Raw genomic sequence first — 24,756 nt, forward strand, 5'->3', positions numbered from 1 at the left:
ATGGCAATGGACTTCGAAGACATGTTGACCAAGATCAAGGACCGTCAGTGGGCATTGGCGGACATCGATTGGGACGGCCCGGGAGCCGAGACCATCAGCCCCGAACTGCACGCCAAACTCAAGCCCTTCATGTCCGATCTGATGTGGATCGAGAACGTGGGCGCTCGCGGCTTCGCGGCGATGGCGCTCAAGGCACCGAACGAGACTCTCGCGGAGATCTATCGCTACTTCCACGCGGAAGAGCAGAAGCACGCCAACGCCGAGCTCGCTCTCATGCGTCGTTGGGGCATGCTCGACGGTGACCGGATGCCCGAGCCGAACGTCAACGTCAAGCTCGTCATCGACTGGCTCGACAAGCATTCCGACGGGCTGTCTCTGACCGTGCTGGGCACCGTCATACCGATGCTCGAGGTGGCGCTGGACGGCGCGCTGGTGAAGTTCATCATGGACGAGATCGACGATCCGGTGTGTCAGGCCGTGTTCAAGAAGATCAACTCCGACGAATCTCGGCATCTGGCGGTCGATTTCGCGGTCATCGAATTGCTCGGGCATTCCCGGATGCGCAAGCTGGTGGTCGAGACCATCGGTGCTTGGATGAACCCGGCCCTCATCGTCGGATTGCTGCGCTACATCCCACTGCTGAACAAGATGCGCGACAACATCGTCGAGATGGGTGTCGACGAGGAGCGGCTCTACACCGCGATGAAGCGATTCCGCAGTGTGGGGGAGCGTAGCCCCGAGGCGCTCCGCGTGCCGATGTATCGATTCGTGCAGTGGCACAGCAGCATTGTCATCAACCGCAAGCATCCATACCACCGCGTTGCGGATGGCCTGGTGAAGCTCACTCGCCGGTACCCGACCAAGACTCTCAATTCCGAGCCCACCTGGGCCAAGGAACTGACCTACGAGCCCGTCGCATGAGCGATTTCGATGTGCGCGAAGGTGTACTCGACGCCGTGATCGTCGGTGCGGGATTCGCCGGAATCGGTACCGCTATCCGACTGCGCAACAGTGGAATCGAGAATGTCGCGATCCTCGAACGCGGCAGCGCCGTCGGTGGAACCTGGCGCGACAACACTTACCCGGGCGCAGCCTGCGACATACCGTCGAGGCTGTATTCGTACAGTTTCGCGCCCAATCCCAACTGGTCGCACACCTATTCCGGTAGTGGTGAGATTCTGGATTACATCCACACAATGGTGCGTGAGTTCGACATCGGATCGCGTATTCGATTCGGACACAACGTAGTCGACATGATCTGGAACGAGGCGGCCGGGCATTGGCACGTGAGCATCGACGGGCACCCCGATGTTCGGGCGCGCACGGTGGTGATGGCGTCGGGGCCGCTCGCCAATGCCAGCCTGCCGAACATTCGAGGCATCGATACCTACGAGGGACACAAGATCCACAATGCACGGTGGGATCACGACTACGACTTCGAGGGTAAGAAGGTCGCGGTCGTGGGAACCGGGGCGAGCGCGGTACAGATCGTGCCCGAACTGGTGAAGATCGCCGATACGGTCAAGGTGTTCCAACGCACCCCGGGTTGGACGCTGCCCAGGATCAATCGAAAGGTGCAGGCAGGCACCAAGCATCGATACGCCCGGTACCCGCAGACGCAGGCCCTGGCGCGGTCGCTGTGGTTCTGGGGGCACGAGTCCGTTGCCCTCGGTGTCGTGTGGAAGACCCCGTTGACGCGCATCGTCGAACTGGTCGGGCGCGCGCATCTGCGTCAGCAGGTTCGCGATCCGTGGCTGCGGCGACAGCTGACACCCCGATTCCGGGCCGGCTGCAAGCGATTGCTGATGACCAGCGACTACTACCCGGCCCTGCAGAAGCCGAACTGCACGTTGGTGACCTGGCCGATCGCGACGCTCTCACCCAAGGGCATTCGAACCGTGGAAGGCGTCGAGCATCAGTTCGACGCCATCGTCTTCGCGACCGGGTTCGACGTGTCCAACACCGGAACACCCATTCCGATCACCGGACGCGACAGCCGCGTGCTGGCCGACGAATGGAGCGCGGGAGCCAAGGCGTACAAGAGCATTGCAGTATCGGGCTATCCGAACATGTATTTCACCTTCGGGCCGAATTCCGGCCCGGGACACAGTTCGGCATTGGTGTACATGGAGGCGCAGATCGACTACATCGTCGAGGCGATCTCTCTGGTACTCGAAGGAGATCTGCACAGCGCCGATGTGCGCCAGGACGTCCAGGATGCCTACAACGAGGACATGCAGCGCAAACTGGCGAAGACGACCTGGAATTCCGGTTGCAGCAGTTGGTATCTCACCGAGGACGGCTTCAACGCGACCATGTTCCCGGGTTTCGCCACCCAGTACGTCAACCAACTCAGAGGTGTCGAACAGGGCGATTTCACCATGGTTCCGCGCCGCGTCGACCTGCCGCAGGAACCGGCACAGGTCGTCGCCCACTCCTGAATCGCTCGAGAGCACGCTTGTCGTTTCGATGACGGTCGGATTCGGCTCTTCCTTCCGCCGCGTGGTCGACGTATATCCTGAAGGTCGACGCGCGGCGGAGGTAGGGAGCTCGGTGGAGTATCGAATCGACGACTTGGCCCGAGAGGCCAAGACGACCACTCGCAACGTGCGGGCGTACCAGGAACGCGGGCTGCTGCCGCCGCCCACGCTCCGAGGACGAGTAGGTATTTACAACGACGATCACCTGACTCGATTGAAGGTGATCGACTCGCTGCTTCAGCGGGGTTTCACCTCGGCGCACATAGCCGATTTCCTGTCGGGCTGGGAGCAGGGCAAAGACCTGGAAGAAATCCTGGGCCTGCAGGAAATCGTGACTCGCAAGTGGTCGTCGGCCGAGACCACGGTCATTCCCGTCGAACTGATTGCGCAATTTCTCGGTGAGGACAACGACGACATCGTTGCCCGACTGATCGAAGCGAAACTGATCAGAATCGACGGTGACCAGTGCGAGATTCTCGATCCGACCCTCCTCGAGGTGTTCGTCGACCTGAGTCAGTACGGCTTCACATTGGAACGTCTGCTCGACCAGCACGAGCGGACCGCGTCGAAAATGAACGAAATCGCCGAGTCGATGGTCGGGAGTGTGACCGACCATCTGGCCGCGAAACACGGTCCAGGTTGGCTGCCCAAGTCCGGAGAGGTAGCCGAGACCACCGAGATGTTCGAGAAGATGCGCAGCCTTGCCATGAAATCGGCACAGGCAGAACTGGCCCGCGCCCTGGACCGGGTACAGGAACGCGCCCTCAACGATTATCTGTCGGAGACTCTGTCGAAGCGCACGTGACGTGGTTTGAAGCCTGCCACAATCGGACATACCTGCCCTTCGACAGCCGAACGGCGGCTGACCGCCTAAGGGGGCACCAATGAGGTTCGTAACGTTGATCGTTCTGGTTTGGCTGATCATCGGCGCATTCGCGTCGTATCAGCGCGGAGACTTCGAGAACGCGCCCGAGAACTGTGCAGGTGCGGGCACCATCGCCCTGACCGTCGTCGCAGGTCCGCTCAACTACTTCGGAATCAACCCCGAGGTCACGGACTGCAACGTCACCGTGCCGCAGCCCAGCGAGTGATCTGAGTCGCTGACCGCGCGCTCGCGGAGCGCCTTCCCTAACCTGGTGAGGTGTTCCGCGGACGCTGGTTGCTGTTTCTCGCCCTGGCGATCCCGGTTGTCTTGGTGTCGTCGGTAGGTGTCGGCGGCTACCTCGCGTTCACCAAAGCTCGGGTGGATCCGCTCGTTGCCGCCGACGCCATCGTGGTGCTCGGCGGCGAACACGACGGACGTGAGGCCTACGGCATCTCGCTCGCCCAACAAGGCCTGGCCACGACAGTGGTGCTGTCCGATCCCTACGGATCCACCGATCCGACGATGAAGAAGGCCTGCGCGGCGTCCACCGAAAAATTCGAGGTGCTGTGCATTCCGCCGTCGCCCTCGACCACCCGTGGCGAAGCCATGTTCACCGAAACCCTTGCCCGAGAACGCGGCTGGAACCACGTCATCGTCGTCACGTGGCGGTATCACCTCCCGCGTGCCCGGTACATCTTCGATCAGTGCTTCGACGGAACCGTCACGATGCGTCCGACGCCTCGCGCGTACGACTTCTCACTCGTCGAATGGGAGTTCACATACCTGTACCAAATCGCAGGGTTCGTGAAGGCCGGAGTGCAGGGCTCCTGCCAGGATTCGGGAACCGACTGACCGGATTCGGTCACAGAATCTTGTGATAGAGCGTCACACCGGACTTCCACGCCAGGAAGCCGAACATCACCGCGGCGATTCCACCCACCACGTTCGCGCCGAAGAACAGTGCTGCCGAGCGATAGCGACGATCTCGCGCAAGCCCGATCGTCGCCAGCGTCGTCCCCGCCAACGTAGCCACCGACGCCAGAAACCCGACCGCGACCACGGAACGAACAGCGTTCGGCGGATCGAGAGCGAACACCAACCCCAGCGCGGCACACGCCACCAGATTCAGTGCCGTCGCCCGTGGCCTCGACCGCAGGGCGAACGAGAACACGAACTGCCCCAGAGCCGCGAGTCCGCCGCCGGCCGCCACCAGAATCAACGTCGTCACAGCGTCGGGCTCGTTCGTGCCGGTCTCGTGATCGCTGCCCCGACGGCCATCGCGATCAACGCGAACACCGGCGTCGCCACCAGATAGATCACCGAATTCCACGCCCCGCGATGGGTGACCGCCTGAAACGCGTACAGACCGAACGTCGTCAGACCGCACGCAAGACCGAACAGCCCGGCCCGAGTCACCGGAGCCCGACGACCGGACAGATACCCCAACGCAGCGCCGACGAGCAGACAGCCGAACACATTCACGCCGAACGTGGACAACAACTGCCACCGCGGCGTCGCCCGCCACGTCCACACCTCGTACCGAAGCGCCGCACCGACCGCGCCGCCCACAACGACCGCGACGTACTCCCCGAGCGAGCGACGACGCAGACCGCGACCGTCCATGGAATGCAGGCCCTCGATCACCTGGACGAGCCTAATGCGATCGATACCCCTCGGCTGAGTGAGCCGACGGCGGCAAACCAACCCGAAGCCGACCCTGAGGGGACTCAATGTCACGTTCGGTGGTCCGGAGTGGAGCCTGCGGAACGACCATCGACACTTTTCGGGGGTCAATGTCACGTTGAGTGGACTTTTCGGGGGTCGATGTCACGTCGAGTGGACTTCGGTGGCGAGGCGGGGGAGCGAGGTAAAGTCTTCGTGTGACTGCGGACGAATCGGGGCTCGGACCCCAGCATTTCGATGTGATTGTTGAATGGCGTGATCAGGATGTTGTTCTGTCGGTGTCGGGTGAGTTGGATTTGGTGACGGCTCCTGATCTGTCCGAGTCCGTGGCTCTGGTGCTCGAGAAGTCGCCGTCGGCTGTGGTCATCGATCTCAGTGATGTGGGTTTCCTCGCATCGGCAGGCATGTCGCTGTTGGCGTCGACGCATCAGCAACTGGGCGGTACTGCCGGGTTTGCCGTGGTGGCGGACGGTCCGGCGACGGGGCGTCCGTTGACTTTGGTCGGGCTCGACGAGGTGTTCGGCATCTATGCGACGGTCGACGAGGCGCTCGTTGCGATTCATGCGGGTAGATCCTGAAGTTTTGGGTAGACGGGACTCATGATGGCGACTCTCTTCGGAGGTGACGACTCACGTACCGACAGTTCGATCTCGACGGCAGGTGCGCGAATGGAAGAACTGCTGTTCACCGACGAGCCTGCCGATGCGGATCGAGCGTCGGAGCTTCGGCGTGAACTCGGTGACTGGTTGAACGAGTTGGGCGTCGACCCGGATCGCGCGTACGACGTCGTGTTGGCGACGTACGAGGCGATAGCGAACAGTGTCGAACATGCGTATCGCGATCACACCGACCGAGGAACCCTCGACATTCGGGTGTTGTGCGGTGCGCAGGGCCGGATCGATGTGAAGGTGACCGACCGCGGCGATTGGGCGACCCGCAATTCCGATCCCAACCGAGGCCGAGGCGTCCCACTGATGCGGGCTCTGGCCGATACGGCGGCGGTGACGTCGGACCAGAACGGCACCACGGTCCACATGATCTGGGACGCGATCGGTACCAGCTGATCGTTGCTGCACACTGACTACATGGTCGATGTGCAGATCGCGACAGCCGAGAAGAAGAAAATAACGGTACCCAACCTACGGGTGTTGTGGCAGTTCGTGCGGCCTCATCGGCGCACCCTGATTCTGGGCATGATGCTCGGCCTGATCGGTACCGGAACGGCGTTGGCTACGCCGATGGTCGCCAAGGGTGTGCTCGACGGACTCGGCACCGACGCGTCGCTGATCGTTCCCGTCGTCGTTCTGGTGGCCCTGTTGGTCGTCGGCTCGGCCGTTCTGTATCTGCAATGGATCGTGCTCGGGGTGTTGGCCGAGCGGATCGTGCTCGACGCACGCAAGTCGATCGTGCGGAAGTATTTCGGTGCCACGGTCGGCAGCCTGAACACTCGGCCCACCGGTGAGTTGGTCACCCGCGTCACCTCGGACACCGTGCTGCTGCGTGAGGCGACATCGAATGCGCTGGTGGCCATAGTCAACAGCGTCGTGGGTCTGGTGGGCGCATTGATCCTGATGGCGGTTCTGGATCTGGTGTTGCTGGGCGCGATCGCGGTGGCCATCGTGGCGATCGCAGTGTTGTTCGCCCGGCTGATGCCTCCGATCGCCGTCGCGCAGAGGCAGTCACAGGAAGCGATCGGACGACTCGGCGGCATTCTCGACGGCACCCTGCGGGCCATCCGAACAGTGAAGTCCAGCAGAGCCGAGACTCGCGAATCCGAACGCGTCATCGCGGAGGCGCGGACCTCCGCTCGGCACAGCGTGCACGCCGTCAAGATCTCGGCACTGGCGTGGACCTTCGCGGGCGGCGGCGTGCAATTGGCCATCATCGGCATTCTCGGCCTCGGTGGCTACCGCGTCAGCACCGGGGATCTGGCGGTATCCAGCCTGATCGCGTTTCTGCTCTACGCATTTCAGGTCATGAGCCCGGTCTCCACCCTCGCCACCAACATCACCGCGCTGCAGGCGGGTATGGCAGCGGCGGCGCGGATACGTCAGATCGACGACCTCGTCGTCGAAGTGGGAGAGGAAGGTACCCCCGCGCCGACCCAATCCGTTGACGACGCTGCTCCGGCACTCGAATTCCGAAGTGTGACAGCACGTTACGGTCCGGGACGAGAGCCGGCCGTGCGAGGAATCGACCTGGACGTGCCCGCGCGGGGCCACACAGCGATCGTCGGTCCCTCCGGTGCAGGCAAGACCAGCGTGTTCTCTCTGATCCTGCGGTTCCTGACGCCCGAGAGCGGCGAGATACGGCTCGGCGGAACGCCGTACAGCGAGCTCACGATCGACGAGGTGCGCTCTCGACTGTCCTACGTGGAGCAGGAGACGCCGGTGATCCCCGGTTCTGTGCGGGAGAACCTGTTGTTCAGTCACCCGGACGCCAGTGAGGGTGACATCTGGGCGGCGCTCGAGTCGGTGCACCTGGATTCGACCATCCGCGCTCTGGACGAGGGATTGGACACCGACCTGATCGGCTCGACGGTGTCCGGTGGGCAGCGGCAACGAATCGCGTTGGCGCGAGCCATCGTTCGACGCCCACAGATCCTGCTGCTCGACGAGGCGACGGCTCAGGTCGACGGACGCACCGAGGCGGCGATCCACGAGGTGATCCGTTCCATCGCCGAGGATGCTGCCGTCGTCACCATCGCGCATCGGTTGTCCACCGTGCTCGACGCCGACACAATCCTGGTGATGGACGATGGGGTGGTGCGCGCACGCGGAACGCATGCGGAGCTCATGGCGTCGGACGAGCTGTATCGAGAACTGGTGGCCGCGTTGAGAATCGGAGACAGCGCGCCCGATCTGACAGCAGGCCGTCCGTGAGATCTACCGGCCCGACTCCGTGGTCGTGGGCTCGTCGGTCGTCGGCTCGTCGGTCGAGTCCTCGTCGGTGGTGGTCGTGGTAGTTCGGTCCGACCGCTTGGTGGTTGTTCGGGGCGTCCGCGTCGTCGTCTGAGGCCGCTCCGGCGTCGTCGTCGGCGGCTTGGCGGTGGTGGGTACCGCGACCTGCCAGGTGGGCGACGGCGGAACCACGACGATTGCGGACGTCGGAGACGCCTGGACCGAACTGAGGGAGTCCGACTTCAGCGCAGGCGGCCTGACATCCTGGCTCGAATCGTCGAACGCGCCGCCGAGGGCACCGATGACCAGACCCACGGTGACGGCTACTCCGGCACTCGCCACTGCTGCCAACGCGATGACCTTGTCGCGCATGAACAGACCCTAACGCCGTGGCCGCACCCGGGTGGTCGGCAATGATGCGAGAACGTTACCGCAGCGTGCGAATTCGTGGTGGGTCGAAGGTTACGGCTGCGCCAGTCGGAGAACATTCGGCAACGATGCTGCGATCAGCTCGCCGGCTTCCTCGTACACGGACGGGTCGCGGCGGTACGGGTCGCCGATATCCAGCGTCTCGACGCTGTGGACGGCCCGCGCGTCGGCGAGGGCGGCAACCGATCGTGCGCCCGACGCCGCGGCCAGGCTCGACGCCTCGAGCAAGGTGAAGGTGCGACGCATGTGCCGCGGCGACAGTGCGAGCACGGCGTCGCGATGCGACGCGGTCATCGTCAGAACGAGTTCGGCGTCGGCGGTGATCGCCGGAGTGAGGCGTCGAGCCACGAAGCCCTCGGGATCGCCGCCGAGTTGCGACAACACCAACGCTGCCGTCGGGTCCATCGCGTGCCCGGTCAGTCCCTGTGTCCCGGCACTGCCGGCGGTCAGCTCGAATCCGCCCTCACGGGCGAAGGCGACCGCAAGGCGCTCGGCAGTCGGAGATCGGCAGATGTTGCCGGTGCAGACGAACAGAACTCGCATGCCGCAACTGTAGTGGTGTGGCTGGGTGCCCCAGGGGGCACCTGAACGCACCACTGCGGCGCAGCCGCACCGACGCGCTACAGTGATCAATTGGGGGGATCGAGACTGGTTCGTGACATGAAGTCTCGGCGTGTGTTGACGGGGAAATCGACAAGAGGCAGGTAATGACCGAAGTTCTCGGTGTGTCGGTGGGGGCCAGCGCGGTGCGCATGGCTCGACCCGACCTGCGCCCTCAGGATTCGGGACGCCTCGACTTCCACCACGACACCGTCGACGCCTACTGGGACCGGGCCGAGGAACTGGCCGCTGAGTCCATCGGCGTGGTGCTCTCGCAACCGGGCAACGGCGGCCCAGTGCAGGCAACCGGCGTGGCGTATCGCGACCAGCAGCAGTTCGGTGAGATCCAGCAGGCCATGGCCGGTCAGCGGCTGTACAACTATCGACTGGTTCCCGAGGCTCGGGCTGCGCTGCAGTACCTCGAAGCGTCGGGCGAGCTGGGGCATTTCGGCACCATCGCGTTGTACGACCTGGGCAGTTCGGGTCTGACGATAAGCGTGATCGACCGCGGTACAGGCCAAGTTCTGCTGGCAGAACGCACCATCGACATCAGCGGCGACGACTTCGATCGCCTGATCGCCGACAACCAGTTGGCCAAGCAGGGCGTCGACATCGCCGACAACCAAGAACTGAGCGCGTTCACCGCGCGGTGCCGGGTCGCCAAGGAACAATTGTCGACCAGCGGCGCAGTATGTCTTCCAGGCGACGGCGGTGTCATCCTGATCTCCCGCGAGGCATTCGAGTCTCTGGTAACCGTCCCGATCGAGTACTCCGCTCGCCTGGTTCGTGACGTCATCGGGCGTTCTCCCAAGCATGTCGACGCGCTGTTCCTGATCGGCGGCGGTGCCCGAATACCGCTGGTCGGAGCGATACTCGATGCCTGGGTCGGGTTACCCGTCGTCACTCCGGCAGACCCCGAATCGGTTGCGGCCCGTGGAGCGGCACTGCTCGCCACACCGGTCGCCGAGGCTCCGCACCAGCCGGTTCCCCAACCGAATGCGCAGTCCAACCCTCAGCCGAATTCACAGTCGGGCGGGCGACAGTCCGCGGCCGACCCGGCATCGCTGACCGGTACACCCGATTGGTTGACCCCGGAACCCCACTCCGACAAGCCAGCGGATTCGAAGCGCAAGGTGCGCGGTGCCGTGCTGGTCGCGGGTGGTCTCGTCGCGGTCGCCGCCCTCGGCCTGTCTCTCGGATACGGGGGTGGGTCGCCGGCCCCGACCAGTGCACCGGCAGATTCACCGGTGCCGATCACCGCAGGTCCCACGACGACCCGGGTCACCCCGACGCCGACGACGCCACCGCCGACCACAACGCCGCCGCCCACGTCCGAGCCCGTTCAGGCTCCGGCTCAGACGTATTCCGAGCCCGAGTACGTGCCGCCCGCGGCACCGGCTCCTGCACCTGCCCCGGCACCGCTGATTCCCGGTCTGCCGCAGATCCAGCTCCCGCAGATACAGCTGCCGCCGCCTCCGGTCATTCAGCTTCCGCGCTTCTAGCCGGGGATCGTCACGGCAACTGCACCGTTGCGAGCACCGCCAGATGATCGCTCTCCGGGATCGGTAACGGCTGCACCGACCGCGCGCGGACGCTGTCACTGGTCACGACATGGTCCAACCGCGCCAACGGACGTTCGGACGGGAAGGTGCGGAACAGTCCTGCCCCCGCAGCGTCGGCCGCGTCGGAGAACGGAGCCGATGCCAACCTGCGGAATTGTCGGTGATCGTTGGTGGCATTGAAGTCGCCCGCGACGATGGCAGTGTTGTCGTAGGTATCCATGATGGCCCGCATCCTCGCCAGGTCTGCGTCCCACTGGGTGGTGTGGCGCGGCGTCGCGGGAGACATCGAATGGAACGAGACGAGGGTCAGCGTCGTGCCGTCGACGACGGTGTTCGCCTGCACCGGTACGAAGCCGAAGTCGTCCAGTCGGGTGCCGTCGGTCAAGGGTGTTCGGCTCCACAATCCGGTGCCGTCGGCCACGGGCAGTGCGGCGGTGAAGGAGAACGGCAGCAGGTCGTCCAGACCGGCACCCCTCAGGTCGATCACTTCCTCGGGCGTGAGTTCCTGGACGGCGAGCACGTCGACGTCGTGATCACGGACCGCGTCGACGATCGCGCCGGCATCGGCGTCCCCGTGCGCCACGTTGACCGTCAACACGGACAGGTCCGGTCCGGAGTTGTCCGGTCCATCGGCCAGGAACATCGGCACCTGGACGCCCACGACGGCGACGGTGACGACGGCTGCGACTGCCGATCCGATACGTGAGCGGGCGGCGGCGAAGAGCAGGAGCGCCGCGACGGTAGCGACTCCGAGGTACGGAGTTCCGACCACCAAAGCAACGAAAGTGATCTCGGTCACGCCGATTTGTCGGACGGCAAACATTCCGAGAGCTACGGCGACGAGGCACCACCCCACGACCAGCGCTGCGCTGCGAACGAAACGGCGCATTGCGCTCGTGCCTCCTCGTGTCCGCCCGAGATGGGCATGGATGTTGCAGGTGTTGTCTACACTCGGCATGTGCCCAGCTCAGAGCGGATATGCAAGTGTCGACACGAACAAGCTGCGCATCAGCATTACCGCCGCGGAACCAACTGTTCGTTGTGTGATTGCCCGCGTTTTCGGGTTCCTGTTGTACAGACGCTCAAACGGTGGATCAGTAAGTAGCAGTTGCGTCGAAAACAATCCTACCGCCGGATCGGAAGCGTAGAACAAACCGATTCGCTACGATGAGTGGCCTGGACGCAGGCAATATGGACAAATGCGGCTCGGGGACCGTCCGACATTGTTCCGGTAGGAGAGGCGCGTCATGTCGAACGATGCAGTGCTGGAGAGGCTCGGTACCGGCCTCCGGGTTCTCGAACTCGACCCCATCAGCTACCGGCCTCATCCCATCCACAACCACGACCGCATCTGGACCGAGACCAACTGCTACGTCGATCTGTGGATCGAGGTACTGCACTCGCTCGGTGCCGATCCCACCCCGGCGCTCGCATTCGTGCTCAGCGCCGGCTGTGACGGACGGCAGTGGGACTTCGTGAAAATTCTGCCCGAGGATCTGCGCGCGCTCTACGGCATCGGCGTGGCCGAGATGAACGTATGGCGACCCGTTCTCGAGCACGTCGTCGAAGGGCTGCTCGACGGCACTCACGTCACGGTGGAGGTCGACGGTTTCTGGCTTCCCGACACCGCAGGCACCAGCTACCGGAATCAGCACACCAAGACCACCATCGTGCCGAATCTCGTCAACCGAGACGACAAGGTGATGGGCTACTTCCACAACCGGGGTTACTTCGAGCTGACCGGGGCGGACTTCGACGGGGTGTTCAATCTCGCGCCCGAGCCTCACGCCGAGGTGTTGCTGCCGTACGTCGAACAGGTTCGAGTCGACGCGGGAGTGCTCGACGCGGGGGTCGGTGACCGCGACCTCGACGTCGCCCGGGCACATCTGTCCAGAAGGGCACCGGGCAATCCCGTCGATGCCCTCGCTCGGCGCATCGTGGCCGACATCCCGCTCGTCCAGACGTCCGGGCCCGACGCCTTTCATCTGTGGTCGTTCGGATTGCTCCGGCAATTCGGTGCCACCGCGGAGCTTGCCGCCAACTACGTGCAGTACCTCGAGACCCGCGGGATACGCGGAGCCGGCGACGCGGCGCAGCATTTCCTCGACGCCGCGTCCGGCGCGAAGGCCGTGCAGTTCCGGATGGCGCGAGCAGCGCGTGGCCGCGCCGTGGTGCTCGACGAACCGCTGAACGACATGAGCAAGAACTGGGCGACAGCGATGGATATCGTCGTGGGTGCATTGAGCGCGTGATCGATCTGCTCGACGGCGTGCCGTGGCGGCTGGCCCGAACCGACGCCGGATCCATCCTCGACCCCGCTGACCTGCCTGCCGACCTCGAGTGGCTCGACGCCGTCGTGCCCGGCACGGTGGCGAGCGCGCTCGGTGACACCGATTGTGCTCCGGACGAACACGATTGGTGGTATGCGACCACTGTCCCGACCGGCGATCACCCCGAGATGCGGCTGACCTTCGGCGGAATCGCGACCCGGGCCCGGATCTGGGTGGACGGTGTTCATCGGCGAACCGTCACGTCCATGTTCGTGCCCGAGACTGTCGATCTGACCGGTTGCGGGCCGACCGTCACCATTGCAGTTCATATCGAATCCCTTGCCGCACATCTGAAGACCCGACGGCCACGTGGTCGGTGGCGATCCTCGATGATCGCTGCGCAGGGTCTGCGGCACGAGCGTACGACGATGCTGGGCCGGGCACCGGTGTACGGGCCCGTGCCTGTTCCGGTGGGTCCGTGGCGGCCGGTGTCGATGGTGCCGATGTCGAGCCCCCGTGGCGTCGGTCTGTCGACGACGGTCCGCGGCACCGACGGTATCGTCGCGGTCCACGCCGAGCTGGATTCCCCGTCGTCGACGCGAATCCTGATCGAGGACAGCGTGTTCGAGCTCGGAACGGTCGACCGTATCGATACGACTCTGACGCTGCCGGACGTCGAGCTGTGGTGGCCGCACACGCACGGACAGCCCAGGACCTACCGCGTGGCGTTGGATGTGAACGGGGTGGAATACCCGTTGGGCGATATCGGCTTTCGCACCGTCGTACTCGATCGCTCCGGAGGCGGAGCGCAGTTGGTGGTCAACGGTAGCCCGATCTTCTGTCGCGGTGGTACGTGGACTCCACTCGATCCGGTGCGACTGTGGTCGTCGGAGCAGGACCTGCGTGCAGCGTTGGTGCAGCTGCAGTCGGCGGGCGTGAACATGGTGCGCGTGGTCGGCACGCTGGTGTACGAGCAGGCCGAATTCTGGTCTCTATGTGCGGAACTCGGCATCATGGTGTGGGAGGACGTCATGTTGGGAACCGTCGACCCGCCCACCGACGAGGTGTACACGGCGGCGGTCACCGGAGAGCTGCACGCGTTCGCGGACATCGTCTGCGCCAATCCGGCGCTGATGGTCGTCAGCGGCGGAAGCGAAACGCAGCAGCAACCGACGATGCTGGGTCTCGCGGCCGAGGATCAGCGAATGGATATGCTGGACACCATCGTTCCTGATTTCCTCGCCGATCGTCTGCCGGACGTCGCATACGTGACGTCGTCTCCGTCCAGCTCGACCGGCGAATTGCACACCCACGTGGGCGACGGTATCGCCCATTACTTCGGGGTGGGTGGTTACCTGCGGCCACTGTCCGATATTCGTACCGCGGGTGTGCGATTCGCTGCGGAATGCCTGGCCTTCTCCGTTCCTCCCGAACGTGCGCAGGTCGACAGGTTCTTCGGATCTGCTGCGGTGGCCGGGCATCACCCCGAGTGGAAATCCGCGGTCCCTCGCGATCGCGGTTCGTCGTGGGATTTCGAGGACGTCCGCGATCACTACGTACGCACTGTCTTCGGTGTCGACCCGCACCTTATTCGGCGGGACGACGCCGAGCTCTACCTGGACTACGGCAGGGCGGTGCTCGTCGAGGCTTTCGAGGAAGCGTTCGGTCGGTGGCGTCGGGCGTCTTCCGGATGTGCGGGCGCGCTCGTGTTGACGTTACGAGACACCGTGCCCGGTGCCGGGTGGGGTATCACCGACGCCACCGGTGCACCGAAGGCACCGTTCTACGCGCTCGCGAGGGCCGGCGCACCGACCGCAGTGCTGTTGTGCGACAACGGTCTCGACGGCTATTCGGTGGAGCTCGTCAACGACGGTCCGGCCCGATCGGGCACACTGCGCGTGGCACTGCACACCGCGCGCGGCGTGCAACAGTTCGAGCGGGCGGTATCGGTCGACTCGAACGGCTCGACCGAACTGACGGTGGACTCCATCGTGGGGTCGTTCACCGATGCCAATCACGCCTACCGTTTCGGGAGTCGGACGTACTCGGCGATCACAGTGGTGTTCGCGGGCGACGACGGAGTCGAGATAGCCCGGAACACCGCGCTCGTCGGCGCGCAGAGTCGGCAGAACACCGTGGGCCTGAGCGCGAGTGTCGTCGATACCGGAGCCGGGACGTGGGTGCTCACAGTGTCTTCGGAGTGGGCAGCGCAGTACGTCTGTGTCGATGTCGACGGCTTCGACGCGTCCGATTCGTGGTTCCATCTCGCGCCGAACGAACCGCGCACCATCACACTCGTCAACCGAGGCACCGGGAAGCCCAGGGGACGCGTTCGGGCCTTGAATTCCGTGGAACGGGCGTCGGTGGCACCGAGGGTCGTGAGTGGAAGTTCGTAGTGGGCTACGAAGTTCCGTGCACGTGCCGCTAGCGGCTCACACTGAATTTGCCTCGGACATAACCGACTCCCGCGGCCCCGACGCTGGCCACCACAGCCATTGCGCCCCACGCCCGCGCGGGGTTGCCGCGAGCAGCCGCGCTCGTCTCACGGCCGACAGCACGCGGCAGAACCTTGGCGGTGTACGCACGCTCGGACGAGAGTGCGTCGCCCGCACCGATCAGGCGCGCGATCGCTGCCTTGGACACACCCTCGGCGTAGCTGCGGGTGATCAGGTAGCGGGGTCGCGTCCGATCGGCACTGACGGTGTGATCGACGACGATCGAGGGATCGAACACGATCTGCGCGTCGGGATGCGTCTGGCGCAGGCGAATACACAGTTCCGTCTCCTCGCACCCGAGCGGAACGCGTCCGATCCGGCCGATTCCGGAGACGAAGCCGCCGAGTTCGACGACTGGCGCGCGGCGAAAAGACATGTTCGCGCCCATGAGATTACGGACCTGAGCGGTTTCCGTCGGCTGCCCGCGGTAGGTGCACCCGACGACCCAATCGAGTTCGCCGGGTTCACCCACTACCTCGGCCGGTAAGAAGGCCGGACGCTTGTCCGGCCATACCGGGTATGCAGAGCCCCCAACGGCGTACACGGCATCATCCGAGTAATGGGACAGAATGGCGTCGAGCCATTCGGTCGTACGTGGGGACGCGTCGTCGTCCAGGAAGACGACGATGTCACCCGTGGCGAGGTCGAGGGAGGTGTTCCGTGCCCCCGACAGTCCTCGTGGGTGGCTGTTCTCGACCACGTTCACGGTGTCGCTCAGCGGTAGGAATTCCGCTCGAGCGCGCTCGGCCAGCTGCTGATTGTGGTCGACGACGAGAATCAGCTCGTCGGCAGCGACGCTCTGATCGAGAACGGCACGCACGGCAGTGCACAGTTCGGACCATCGAGCCAGCGTGTACGCGCAGATGACGACCGAGGAGGTCGGCAGACTCACGCCGTTCTCTCGCGGAGCTCGATGACCTCGCCGAACGACTCCATGACCTCGAACTCGAGGTCCATGTCGGTGCGGGCATCGATCGACTCGCGCGACGGGCGAGCGATGTGCTTGCGGGAGATTCTGCGGGCGCGCATGCGCTCGGTCATCAAGGTGCGCAGCACCCTGAAGCCGTCGGAGAAGGTGCGTAGGTTGCTCTGGCCGTAGATGCGCGCCAGCTCGACACTCGGCACTTCTTCGATCCGTACGGACGCCTCGGCGAAGCGGCAGTTGATGATGGTCTCGATCTCGAATCCGTCACCCCACAGCATCATTCCCTCGCTGCCCGGCTGATCGACCACGGGCAGATCCAGGACCGGCACCAGGTCTCGCCAGAAGGCGTTGTAGCCGTAGCAGAGATCCGAGAAACGGGTGCCGAAGAGCGTGTTGGCCACCAGGTGCAGACCACCGTTGCCGGCGCGGCGCAGTGGCGTGATGTCGTGGCTGCCGCCGCCCTCGCAGAACCGGCTGCCCTTGGCGAAGTCGGCACCGGCGATCAGGGCATCGACGAACCGGGGGATCTCGGCCGCGTCGGCAGAGCCGTCCGCGTCGAACATGACGATGATGTCGCCGGTGGCGGCTTCGAAGCCGCAGGCGAGTGCGTTGCCCTTACCCTTGCGGGTCTGTTGAATGACGCGGATGTCGCTGCGAATCTCGCGTGCGGCTTCGATGGTTCCGTCGGTGGATCCGCCGTCGACCAGTACGAGCTCGAATTCGTGGGACAGCAAGGGGAGGACATGGCGAAGGTTCGCGGCCTCGTTGAGAGTCGGGATGACGACACTGACGCGGGGATTCTGACGATTCAACATATCCATTCCAGATGTTCGAGTTCGGTGGGCACTAGCTGATCGAGCTACTGCAGCTGTATCTGACCGATGCGACACGACCCCCGCCGAGTTCGCACGTAGGTTTCGGCGGGATTGATCTACCCGTCGAACCCACTGTCTTTTCCTGACTAGAAGCTTAAAAGAAGCCATGAGATTGTCAAGCTGCTTATAAACGTACTCGAAGAATGTTTGCGGTGCCAGCTAACGAGAGTGATGTCGGTTACGCTCGTACGCTGTGCTCACGACCCGTCGCCTGCGACGTGGATTCGTCGCGCGGATCGAGAGCCGGCGCGGCATGCTCGGCACCAGCGCCGCCGGACAGGTCCCCGATCCACCTGATGAGGGGCACCAACAGAACCACGGCACCGAAGGCTTCGGCCGCCAGATAAGACCAGCCGATGCCCGCGATGCCCAAGCTCGGTGACAACGTCAGCGACCCGGTGACGATGATGATGGTGGCCGCGATCTGGACGAGCACCGCAAGCCGCATACGACGACGGACCCTGGCCAGACCGTCGTACAGGGCTCCGATGACGGACAGCGGGATGGTGACGGCAGCGAGATGGACGATGATGGTCCCGTTCTCGCGGTAGTCGGGGCCGACGATACCGAGTCCGAACGGTGCGACGACCGCCAGAAAGAACGATCCGCCCACGGCGACGATGCACAGCAGGCCGATGAAGCGTTTGGCGAGCTTGGAGAACTGTTCGGGATGTGCAGCCGCCTCCGCCACGAAGGGGCCGACCAGTACCCCGATCAACACGTAGATGGCGCTCACGATGGACCAGGTGAGCGAGAAGTAGGCATTCTGCTCGGCACCGAGCGTGCTCACCACGATGATCGGGATCATCAGGGGTGCCAAGGTTCCCAGGGCAGTGATGCCGTACGCCGACCCGAAGTACGACCACAGCTCTTTACGGGGCGGCAGGTTCGGTGTGAGCTGGTAACGCGGATCGGTGCCGAGCTTCTTCCCGAACGCGCGAAACAGCACTATCGCCGCGATGGCCGCCGGTACCGCCCACGCCGCGATGATGGTGAAACTACGGCCGGTCTCGTACGTGACGGCCAGGACCGCCAACTTCACGACCGCGTGGAAGACGTTCTTGGCCGCCGCCCACCGCGCGAAGCCCAGCCCGGACGACGTCTGATCCTGCAGCGCGAACACGGCCAGTACGCCGACGAAAATCGGGAACGTCGCGATCTCGGTCGTGGTGGTGAACAACTCGTCCACCGGTGCCACGACCAAGAACGCGCATCCCAGGACCAGCGCCAGCGACAGCACGGCAGCGTAGCCGCGAAGCACATAGGACTTGGCCTTCACGCCCGCGGTCGGCAGGAACCGCTCGTACATCGAGCCGAGACTCAGGTTGGACAGCGTCGCGATCATCACCGCCGACGCGATCACCGCCGATGCACTGCCGACTTCCTCGACGGGGAACAGCCGGCCCGCCACGGCCCAGAAGGCCAGACCGAGCGCGCCGGTGGCAATGGTGGAGAACATCATCGCGAACGAGTTCAGTGCGAGATTGCGGCCGGCGGGCTTGGAGCCTGCAACCGCCGTGCCCGACGCCTCGGCCGCGGTGAACATCGGGTCCCCGTCGGGGATCGAATCGGCCGCAGACAGCTGTCCGGCGGGTTGCGATGCCGCGACCGCGAACTCGGGCGGCACCGCGTGAAAAGGCACGGTGCGGCTGTTGAAGCCCATGTCCCATCGGACCTGCTCGACAGGGTAGTAGGTGATCTTGTCGAGTCGGCCGTGATCGGGCGGGGGTACCCGGCGAGCGCGATGTTTCACAACGGCGTCCAGTTCACCTTCACAGGTGGGTCCTGCGGTTCGATGTGGACTCCGAGCGCAGCACCGATCGTCTGCAGCATCTCGGCCCTGACCGTGTCGCGAACATCGCGTCCGAAGAGGGTGTGATCTCCGTCCGTGAACGCCTTCACCACGGGTGGGTGCTCGGGCTCGGCCCGGCGGCGCAACCGATGCAGGCTCTCGGGGCCGCGGTTGTCGAGGAACCACTGCTTGTCGTCCGGGACGAGCAGCACGGACGCGTCGACTCCCTTGCGCTGCAGTTCTCCCAACGAGATTTCGGGAACCTGGATCCAGCCACGACGGCCGAGCGCGAGCCACAGTCGGTACGGCATCCGGGGTTGCGACCAGTTCTTGAAGCGAACGGCGGCCGTGTGTGCGCGGTCGAGTGCGATCGCGGTCAATCCCTGCTTCTGGGCGATCGTGGATCTCTTGGTGAAATCGACACGCCGCGTTGTCCATTCACGCATATTGATCAGGATTGCGGTGTTCAGGCCCTCCCGGTGGGCGGCGTAACCGGCATACCACGCACCCGAGCACAGACCTGCCGAGACGATCTTGTCGGGCGCTGTTCCCACGGATCGAACGGCGCACAGTGCGTCGTCGTCGCCGAGTTCGCTGTAGAGCGTGGGTGCGTCGTCGGCACCGACGTCTCCACTCTCTCCCGTACCGCGACGGTCGAAACGGACCGAGGTGATGCCCGCCGTCGCGAGGGTGCGGGCCAACTCGACCCACAGCCGTACCGGTCCGACCCGGTGCTCGTACGCGGTGCCGTACATGACCACAGCAGGACCGCCGGCCGTCGTGGCCACCGCGGTGGTGCGGATGGAGAACAGCTCGTCGTCACCGAGCCGCTCGATGGTTTCGACGACGTCGCCCCGGGGAGTCGAGACCACGGCGGAACGTCGGATCGGAACGGTGACCGGCGTGGTCGTCGACGCGAACGTGGCCTGTACCCAGCGCGCGATCACGTCGATGTCCGGACGCGGAATGACCACGTCCCAGGCAGGTGGCTCGAGGAATGCGTCGTGATCGCGGAGTGTGTGCTCGTCCGCCTGCTGCGCGGACACGAGTCTGCGGACGGGCGTGGCGTCGGCGCGTTCGCTGCGGGTGGCAACCAGTACCGGGCAGTCGAGCCGTTCCAGCTTCGAGGAATCCAGGGTCGAGAATTCGGCGGCCACTCCGGCATGCAGGACTGCGCCGACGATGGACACTCGCGGGTCCGACTCGTCGTCTCGCGCGACGGTCATCGAATACAGGGCGCGCTGTTCCCGAAGATACGAGCGGCCACTGACGACCGGGTCCCAGAACACCATTCCAGCCAGAGGACCGCACCGATCCGCCACGGATGCGGCGAGCAGCGAGCCGGCTCGCAGACCCACGACCGCAACATCGCGAACACCGCACTGACGAACGAAATCGACCGCCGTGACGACGCTGCGTTGCCACTGCTCGACGATGCCGTCGTCGTCCTGTGCACCGGACGAGTCGCCCGTTCCCGGGTAGTCGAAGCGCAGTACGAGCAAGCCTCGAGCGCAGAGGCGCTGGGCCAGGAGGACCAGACCGCGGTACGAGTCGACCTGCTCCTTGCCGAGCGGCGGTGCCAGTACGACGGCACCGCGGGCAACCGATCCCTCGGGTACGTGCACGGCACCGAGCAGCGGCGATGTTGCCGACCCGAACCAGGTGGACTGTCTGCCCGGTACGCCTGCCTCGGTGATCAGTAGCTGTTCCAGCTCGTCGGTACGGTTGTCGGCGGACTCGGATGTCGCCGTATTCGTGGTGTTCACAGCGCGCTCCGATCGCTGGTAGGGATATCGACGTCGGCTACCGACGTCACGAACGAAGCGACCTCGGCCACTTGTTGCGGTCGATACCGTGGGTCCGCAACAGCGCCAGCGCAATACGTTCCATGCCGAAGCCGACGCAGGCACTGTGTGCAGGTTCGCCGTCGGCGGTGCTGATGTCGAAGGTGTGGCCGAAGTGATCGCGATGGCAGTTGCACGAGACCACGGCCGTGCCGTCGTCCAGGTCTCCGTACAGCCGCACGACCAGCTCGGTCTTGAGGTTCTCGTTGCGTTGATTGGCCGCGAGCATGCGACCTGCTCGACCGAAGAACGGATCGTTGGCGATCACCGCTTCTGCCTCGAGTCCCAGATCGGCCAGCACCTCCAGGCCGCGCTGTACCCACCTCTCCCGGTGGGCGACGGCGTCGTCCGGGGTGCCGACCCGCACGATCTCGTGCATGCGGAAGGCCTGCATGCGAGCAGGGTCGACGGCAGGCTCGTGCCGAAAGCAGTACCCGTAGATGTCGTACGTCGTCCCGCCGGACGGGAGTACGGACGGCAACATCGAGTACGACGGGTGACATGCCGCGGACACCAGCATCGTCCCGGCCGACTCGAGGTGGTGATCCCAGTCCTTGCCCTCGGACCGATCGGCGAGCAGCGCGGCATGGGCCTTGTTGTCGCCGTCGAACGTGTTGATGGCACCGGTGAGATTGGGGAACGACGCGATGTAGTCGGTCTTCTCGAATGCTTCCCGCGGGAAGACCGGCGGGAATCGGAACCTGGGCACAGCCGTTCCGTGTTCCGACGCGCTCGCGGCCACGACCCGACGGTCGATCGATTCGATGATGTCCTCGAACTCGCCGGACCGGCCGTACAGACCGAGCACCGACGACGGGATCAGCAAGCCGGCGTCGACGAGCTCTTGCCTGAATTCGCTTCGTGCCGAATCCAGTTCGGAGGTCTTGTCCTGTGTCTGGGTCATCATTTGCCTTTGTAGAGAAGCGCGAGTTGAGAGTTGTGCGCGAGGATGCGTTCGTTGCTGACCATGATCGCCGAGCCGTGCGCGTCGCGGAGGTGCCGTCCGATGCTGAAGTCACCGTCTTCTCGATACCCGGAGATGCCGCAGATCTGCATCGCCTTGCCGACGATGTCGATGACGAGAGTCGACGCCGTCACCTTGACGTTGTTGATCTTGACGGCGAAACCGATGGAACCGAGCTCCTCGGGGGAATCTGCGATGGCCTCGAACTTCGCCGCTGCGCCGAACACGGTGTCGACGAGTTGTTCGTGGGCCACGAACAACTCGGCCAGCCGCAGGGCGGAGGGAGGAGTGACGCCGGGGCTCTTGCTCGCCGCCTTGCGGACGAACTTGCGGGACTTGGACACGGCTGCGTCGGCGATGCCGAGCCAGGCCGAGGCCCACAGCACATGGGCCACCGGAAGCATTGTCTGCGAGGAGATCTCGCCGTAGTTGTCGCGCAGAATGCTCGAGCGGTCGGCAACGGCGTCGAGCTGGAAGCCCGGGCTGCAGGTGCCACGAAACCCGAGAGTGTCCCAGTTGCTGGTGCGTTCGAGGGTGACGTCGGGCTTCTGGCACACCACCAGAACCTGATCGCTCGGCGGGCTGTCCACCGTGCGCCGCGCCGTCGCGAGAACGATCTCGGCGTATTCGCCGTACGAGATCACCGGTGCGGTCTTGGCCAGGTGGATGCGGTCTCCGTCGTACTCGACCGCGCAGCTGCTCGAACGCACGTCGCCGCCGATGTTGATCTCCGTCGTCGCCGACGCGACGAGCGGTTGGTCGGCTGCGATGCGGCGCAGCAACGCGTCGGATGTGGGGGTGCCGCCGTGCCTGACGATGCTCAGGATCTGAGACTGGTGCATGACGAAAATCATTGCCGTCGATGCACATTCGGCACCGAGATCGCGTGCGACCCGGGCGAGCTCGGTGAGGGACAGGCCACCGCCGCCGAGCGCCGTCGGTATCGCGGCGGCGAACAGATTTGCCGAGCGCAGAGCGTCGACGGACTCGGCGGGAAACCTGCCCTCGCGGTCGACCTCGGCCGCGAACGTGCGGAGGGTCTTGAGGACGTCGGTGAGGGGCAGTTGCGCGGGGCGACTGTCGGACGAGACCGTCATGGTCGTCAGCCTGCGAGTTGTGCGACAGCAGCTGCGATCGCGTCGATGCTCGCGAACGTGGACTTCTGCAGCATCGAGTCCGGGAACTCGATGTCGAATTCGTCCTCGAGGCCGATCATGACGTTGACACTCGCGTGCGAGGTCAAGCCACTGTCGTAGAGGTCGGAAGCAGAGTCGATGCCCGACGCGGCGACCGGCATCTTGCCGAGCTTGTCCAGCACGTCCCGAATGCGTGCGTCGAACTGCGTACTGAGTGTTTCCATCGTGACGGACCTCCACCGATCGCTTGGGTGCGAGACCGGGCGGCCTCGCAAGTCGTACGGGCCGACGGAAAATATTTCGACCCGCAGTCTCCCCAGACCCGGGTAAACAATATCTCAGATTGTTTGAAGCCGATACCGCATACCGAGTGCAAGTTTCGTGACCTACGTCCCGCATGTCGGTTTTCGGCCCGTTTGCTCGTTTCGGCCACACCGAGCGTGCGTACGATAGGTTCCGATCGTCTGTACATACGGCAAGCAATCGAAGGACAACACTCGATGGGACCAGTCTGCGGCGTGGCCGTGGAGTCGGACGCCCTGCGCATCGCCTACACCGATGGTGACCGCCGCGTCGTCGAGTCCGTCGATCTCGAGCTCACCGATCCGGACCGTGCGATGCACGACCTGACCGACCGCATCGGAGCGCGCGGCCCCTTCGACTCCGTCGTCATCACCGGGCGCGAGGCTCGCACCCTGCGCTACACGGATTTCCCGACGTCGGCAGGCCTGACTGCGTCCGTCGAGACGGTGGACGAGCACTGCGCGCTGCTCGCGTTCGTGCGTTCGCTCGACACCCTTGCCGACGCGACGACCGTGCTGGTGCTCGACCTCGGGAGACGCGGAACGTCGGCCTTGGTTCTGAACACCGCCGAAGAAACCGTCGAATGGCACGACCGAACGGAGTCGTTCGGCGGCGAACGCCTCGACGACGTGGTGCAGGGCCTGGTGATGACCAAGGGGATCCTGCCGGAACCGGAAGGACCCGAGGGTGCCGCGTCCTATCGCACGTTCTTCCGAGAGCTCAGGGAGCTACTGACCACGTCGGCCGGTGTGCGCGCACCCAACAACGGCCCGATGATCCTCGAACGCGACGAGTTCGAGGCGGTCGCCACTCCACTGATCGACGACATGATCGAGTGGGTCGGTCCCCGGACCCCCGACGCGATCGTGTTGCTGGGAGGAGTGGCCAACAGCCCCCTCGTCCAGCGGCGGGTTCGCGCCACCTGGCCGGTGCCGCTCACCGTCCACGACTCGGTGTCGCCGGTTGCCGAGGGCGCGCTGATCCGGGCTGAAATCGGCTCGAAACAGGCCCCCGATCCGGTAGTGGAACCGTCGCCTGTAGCGGAGGTAGTGGAATCGGAGTCGCCGTCCGAGGTCGAGTCGACGACGCAACCCGAAGCGGAACCGGAACTCGCTCGGGAAGACCCATCGCCACACAGAGTCCGTGGTGTCGGCCGTCGCGGGGTCGCTGCGATTCCTATGTCTTACCTGTCAGACCGCCAGTGGACTCGGCAGGCGGTACTCAAGATCGGTGCCGTGGCGGTGTCGGTCGGAGTGGTGGTTGTCGCGCTGATGTTCGCGCTCTTCGCCGATTTCGACAATGCGCCCAGATCCGTGATCAATACCGACCCCGGTTTCGAGGCGACTCTCGCCGAGATCGCACCCCCGGTCACCGACACGCCTCCACCGGACCAACCGGCTGCGGCGGGACCGACCACTCTGACGTACGAGCAGCTCTACGTCGAGCAATATTCGTACACCGGTGAGATGTACCAGCCTCCCGGCGAGGCGTCCGACATCGGTTTCGGCTTCACCGACACCGAAGCCGAACAAGCAGGCCCCTAGGCACCCTTTAGTGCAGCTCGCCGCGAGACGGTACCGTGTGCGGGTGGACTCCCGATGGGGCGTTCACCGAAACCGCCGAACGAAGTGAG

General features: G+C 64.6%; 24 protein-coding genes. 12 read left to right on the forward strand and 12 right to left on the reverse strand.

What is annotated here, in order from left to right; translation table 11 throughout:
- The 5 genes from CH278_RS06580 (at position 1) to CH278_RS06600 (ending at position 4,197) form a co-directional block, all read left to right on the forward strand.
- A complete protein-coding gene (locus CH278_RS06580; RefSeq protein WP_032366903.1) occupies positions 1–921 on the forward strand; it encodes a hypothetical protein in 921 nt (306 codons plus the stop codon).
- Positions 918–2,441, forward strand: a complete 1,524-nt coding sequence (locus tag CH278_RS06585; protein WP_094621488.1) for a flavin-containing monooxygenase — start codon at positions 918–920, stop codon at positions 2,439–2,441. The genes CH278_RS06580 and CH278_RS06585 overlap by 4 nt, the downstream gene beginning before the upstream one ends.
- A 112-nt stretch (positions 2,442–2,553) precedes the next feature.
- The gene (locus CH278_RS06590) at positions 2,554–3,285 is read left to right on the forward strand and encodes a MerR family transcriptional regulator (RefSeq protein ID WP_032406178.1); all 732 of its coding nucleotides are present in this window, start codon (positions 2,554–2,556) and stop codon (positions 3,283–3,285) included.
- 79 nt (positions 3,286–3,364) lie between these two features.
- Positions 3,365–3,571 (forward strand): hypothetical protein, encoded by a 207-nt coding sequence (locus CH278_RS06595; RefSeq protein WP_027495611.1) that lies wholly within the window; start codon positions 3,365–3,367, stop codon positions 3,569–3,571.
- Between the two features lie 50 nt (positions 3,572–3,621).
- A complete protein-coding gene (locus CH278_RS06600; protein ID WP_094621489.1) occupies positions 3,622–4,197 on the forward strand; it encodes a YdcF family protein in 576 nt (191 codons plus the stop codon).
- 10 nt (positions 4,198–4,207) lie between these two features.
- Here CH278_RS06600 and CH278_RS06605 read toward each other — a convergent pair whose 3' ends face one another.
- Positions 4,208–4,573, reverse strand: coding sequence for a CrcB family protein (locus tag CH278_RS06605; RefSeq protein ID WP_094621490.1), 366 nt, complete (start codon positions 4,571–4,573; stop codon positions 4,208–4,210).
- Positions 4,570–4,989 (reverse strand): FluC/FEX family fluoride channel, encoded by a 420-nt coding sequence (locus tag CH278_RS06610; RefSeq protein WP_255032514.1) that lies wholly within the window; start codon positions 4,987–4,989, stop codon positions 4,570–4,572. Before CH278_RS06610 ends, CH278_RS06605 begins: the two co-directional genes overlap by 4 nt.
- A 281-nt stretch (positions 4,990–5,270) precedes the next feature.
- On the opposite strand from CH278_RS06610, the gene CH278_RS06615 reads away from it, so the two are divergent.
- Genes CH278_RS06615 through CH278_RS06625 form a run of 3 tightly spaced genes read left to right on the forward strand, consistent with a single transcriptional unit; the run spans position 5,271 to position 7,910 of the window.
- On the forward strand, positions 5,271–5,606 hold the full coding sequence (locus tag CH278_RS06615; RefSeq protein WP_027495615.1) for an STAS domain-containing protein: 336 nt from the start codon (positions 5,271–5,273) through the stop codon (positions 5,604–5,606).
- Between the two features lie 21 nt (positions 5,607–5,627).
- Positions 5,628–6,092, forward strand: a complete 465-nt coding sequence (locus CH278_RS06620) for an ATP-binding protein (RefSeq protein ID WP_027495616.1) — start codon at positions 5,628–5,630, stop codon at positions 6,090–6,092.
- A gap of 21 nt (positions 6,093–6,113) precedes the next feature.
- Entirely contained in the window at positions 6,114–7,910 is a 1,797-nt protein-coding gene (locus CH278_RS06625; protein ID WP_094621491.1) for an ABC transporter ATP-binding protein, read from the forward strand.
- 3 nt (positions 7,911–7,913) lie between these two features.
- Here the strand turns inward: CH278_RS06625 and CH278_RS06630 are convergent, their stop codons facing one another.
- Both CH278_RS06630 and CH278_RS06635 read right to left on the reverse strand, forming a co-directional pair.
- Positions 7,914–8,300, reverse strand: coding sequence for a hypothetical protein (locus tag CH278_RS06630; protein WP_032366898.1), 387 nt, complete (start codon positions 8,298–8,300; stop codon positions 7,914–7,916).
- A 90-nt stretch (positions 8,301–8,390) separates the two neighbouring features.
- On the reverse strand, positions 8,391–8,900 hold the full coding sequence (locus CH278_RS06635; RefSeq protein ID WP_027495619.1) for an arsenate reductase/protein-tyrosine-phosphatase family protein: 510 nt from the start codon (positions 8,898–8,900) through the stop codon (positions 8,391–8,393).
- 164 nt (positions 8,901–9,064) lie between these two features.
- Here CH278_RS06635 and CH278_RS06640 point away from each other — a divergent pair, with 164 nt between their 5' ends.
- Positions 9,065–10,459 (forward strand): Hsp70 family protein, encoded by a 1,395-nt coding sequence (locus tag CH278_RS06640; protein ID WP_094621492.1) that lies wholly within the window; start codon positions 9,065–9,067, stop codon positions 10,457–10,459.
- A gap of 10 nt (positions 10,460–10,469) precedes the next feature.
- On the opposite strand, the gene CH278_RS06645 is transcribed toward CH278_RS06640, so the two are convergent.
- Positions 10,470–11,408 (reverse strand): endonuclease/exonuclease/phosphatase family protein, encoded by a 939-nt coding sequence (locus CH278_RS06645; RefSeq protein ID WP_094621493.1) that lies wholly within the window; start codon positions 11,406–11,408, stop codon positions 10,470–10,472.
- 358 nt (positions 11,409–11,766) lie between these two features.
- Here CH278_RS06645 and CH278_RS06650 point away from each other — a divergent pair, with 358 nt between their 5' ends.
- Both CH278_RS06650 and CH278_RS06655 read left to right on the forward strand, forming a co-directional pair.
- On the forward strand, positions 11,767–12,771 hold the full coding sequence (locus CH278_RS06650; protein ID WP_094621494.1) for a DUF1839 family protein: 1,005 nt from the start codon (positions 11,767–11,769) through the stop codon (positions 12,769–12,771).
- Positions 12,768–15,185 (forward strand): glycosyl hydrolase 2 galactose-binding domain-containing protein, encoded by a 2,418-nt coding sequence (locus CH278_RS06655; protein ID WP_094621495.1) that lies wholly within the window; start codon positions 12,768–12,770, stop codon positions 15,183–15,185. The genes CH278_RS06650 and CH278_RS06655 overlap by 4 nt, the downstream gene beginning before the upstream one ends.
- 28 nt (positions 15,186–15,213) lie before the next feature.
- Here the strand turns inward: CH278_RS06655 and CH278_RS06660 are convergent, their stop codons facing one another.
- The 7 genes from CH278_RS06660 to CH278_RS06690 all read right to left on the reverse strand — a co-directional run bounded on the left by CH278_RS06660 (position 15,214) and on the right by CH278_RS06690 (position 23,044).
- Positions 15,214–16,176, reverse strand: a complete 963-nt coding sequence (locus CH278_RS06660; RefSeq protein WP_027495624.1) for a glycosyltransferase family 2 protein — start codon at positions 16,174–16,176, stop codon at positions 15,214–15,216.
- Complete coding sequence (locus CH278_RS06665; protein ID WP_032372043.1) at positions 16,173–17,024, reverse strand: glycosyltransferase family 2 protein; 852 nt, start codon at positions 17,022–17,024, stop codon at positions 16,173–16,175. The genes CH278_RS06660 and CH278_RS06665 overlap by 4 nt, the downstream gene beginning before the upstream one ends.
- A gap of 238 nt (positions 17,025–17,262) precedes the next feature.
- A complete protein-coding gene (locus CH278_RS06670; RefSeq protein ID WP_052053541.1) occupies positions 17,263–18,837 on the reverse strand; it encodes a lipopolysaccharide biosynthesis protein in 1,575 nt (524 codons plus the stop codon).
- A complete protein-coding gene (locus CH278_RS06675; protein WP_052054614.1) occupies positions 18,834–20,642 on the reverse strand; it encodes an alpha/beta hydrolase in 1,809 nt (602 codons plus the stop codon). The genes CH278_RS06670 and CH278_RS06675 overlap by 4 nt, the downstream gene beginning before the upstream one ends.
- A gap of 46 nt (positions 20,643–20,688) precedes the next feature.
- The gene (locus CH278_RS06680; protein WP_032386497.1) at positions 20,689–21,627 is read right to left on the reverse strand and encodes an amino acid--[acyl-carrier-protein] ligase; all 939 of its coding nucleotides are present in this window, start codon (positions 21,625–21,627) and stop codon (positions 20,689–20,691) included.
- Positions 21,624–22,781, reverse strand: a complete 1,158-nt coding sequence (locus CH278_RS06685) for an acyl-CoA dehydrogenase family protein (RefSeq protein WP_027495628.1) — start codon at positions 22,779–22,781, stop codon at positions 21,624–21,626. The genes CH278_RS06680 and CH278_RS06685 overlap by 4 nt, the downstream gene beginning before the upstream one ends.
- Before the next feature lie 5 nt (positions 22,782–22,786).
- Positions 22,787–23,044, reverse strand: a complete 258-nt coding sequence (locus tag CH278_RS06690) for an acyl carrier protein (RefSeq protein WP_032371863.1) — start codon at positions 23,042–23,044, stop codon at positions 22,787–22,789.
- A 276-nt stretch (positions 23,045–23,320) separates the two neighbouring features.
- Here CH278_RS06690 and CH278_RS06695 point away from each other — a divergent pair, with 276 nt between their 5' ends.
- Positions 23,321–24,667, forward strand: coding sequence for a hypothetical protein (locus CH278_RS06695; RefSeq protein WP_143536222.1), 1,347 nt, complete (start codon positions 23,321–23,323; stop codon positions 24,665–24,667).
- Positions 24,668–24,756: the final 89 nt, after the last annotated feature.

The sequence above is a fragment of the Rhodococcus sp. 05-2254-5 genome (assembly GCF_002258575.1).
In the GTDB taxonomy this organism is placed as follows: Bacteria; Actinomycetota; Actinomycetes; order Mycobacteriales; family Mycobacteriaceae; genus Rhodococcoides; species Rhodococcoides fascians.

Excerpts from the sequence above, each read along its gene's own strand:
- CH278_RS06580 (WP_032366903.1), top strand. The coding sequence starts at position 1 with ATGGCAATGGACTTCGAAGACATGTTGACCAAGATCAAGGACCGTCAG.
- CH278_RS06585 (WP_094621488.1), top strand. The coding sequence starts at position 918 with ATGAGCGATTTCGATGTGCGCGAAGGTGTACTCGACGCCGTGATCGTC.
- CH278_RS06595 (WP_027495611.1), top strand. The coding sequence starts at position 3,365 with ATGAGGTTCGTAACGTTGATCGTTCTGGTTTGGCTGATCATCGGCGCA.
- CH278_RS06620 (WP_027495616.1), top strand. The coding sequence starts at position 5,628 with ATGATGGCGACTCTCTTCGGAGGTGACGACTCACGTACCGACAGTTCG.
- CH278_RS06625 (WP_094621491.1), top strand. The coding sequence starts at position 6,114 with ATGGTCGATGTGCAGATCGCGACAGCCGAGAAGAAGAAAATAACGGTA.
- CH278_RS06630 (WP_032366898.1), bottom strand. The coding sequence starts at position 8,300 with ATGCGCGACAAGGTCATCGCGTTGGCAGCAGTGGCGAGTGCCGGAGTA.
- CH278_RS06635 (WP_027495619.1), bottom strand. The coding sequence starts at position 8,900 with ATGCGAGTTCTGTTCGTCTGCACCGGCAACATCTGCCGATCTCCGACT.
- CH278_RS06640 (WP_094621492.1), top strand. The coding sequence starts at position 9,065 with ATGACCGAAGTTCTCGGTGTGTCGGTGGGGGCCAGCGCGGTGCGCATG.
- CH278_RS06645 (WP_094621493.1), bottom strand. The coding sequence starts at position 11,408 with ATGCGCCGTTTCGTTCGCAGCGCAGCGCTGGTCGTGGGGTGGTGCCTC.
- CH278_RS06650 (WP_094621494.1), top strand. The coding sequence starts at position 11,767 with ATGTCGAACGATGCAGTGCTGGAGAGGCTCGGTACCGGCCTCCGGGTT.
- CH278_RS06665 (WP_032372043.1), bottom strand. The coding sequence starts at position 17,024 with ATGTTGAATCGTCAGAATCCCCGCGTCAGTGTCGTCATCCCGACTCTC.
- CH278_RS06680 (WP_032386497.1), bottom strand. The coding sequence starts at position 21,627 with ATGATGACCCAGACACAGGACAAGACCTCCGAACTGGATTCGGCACGA.
- CH278_RS06685 (WP_027495628.1), bottom strand. The coding sequence starts at position 22,781 with ATGACGGTCTCGTCCGACAGTCGCCCCGCGCAACTGCCCCTCACCGAC.
- CH278_RS06690 (WP_032371863.1), bottom strand. The coding sequence starts at position 23,044 with ATGGAAACACTCAGTACGCAGTTCGACGCACGCATTCGGGACGTGCTG.
- CH278_RS06695 (WP_143536222.1), top strand. The coding sequence starts at position 23,321 with ATGGGACCAGTCTGCGGCGTGGCCGTGGAGTCGGACGCCCTGCGCATC.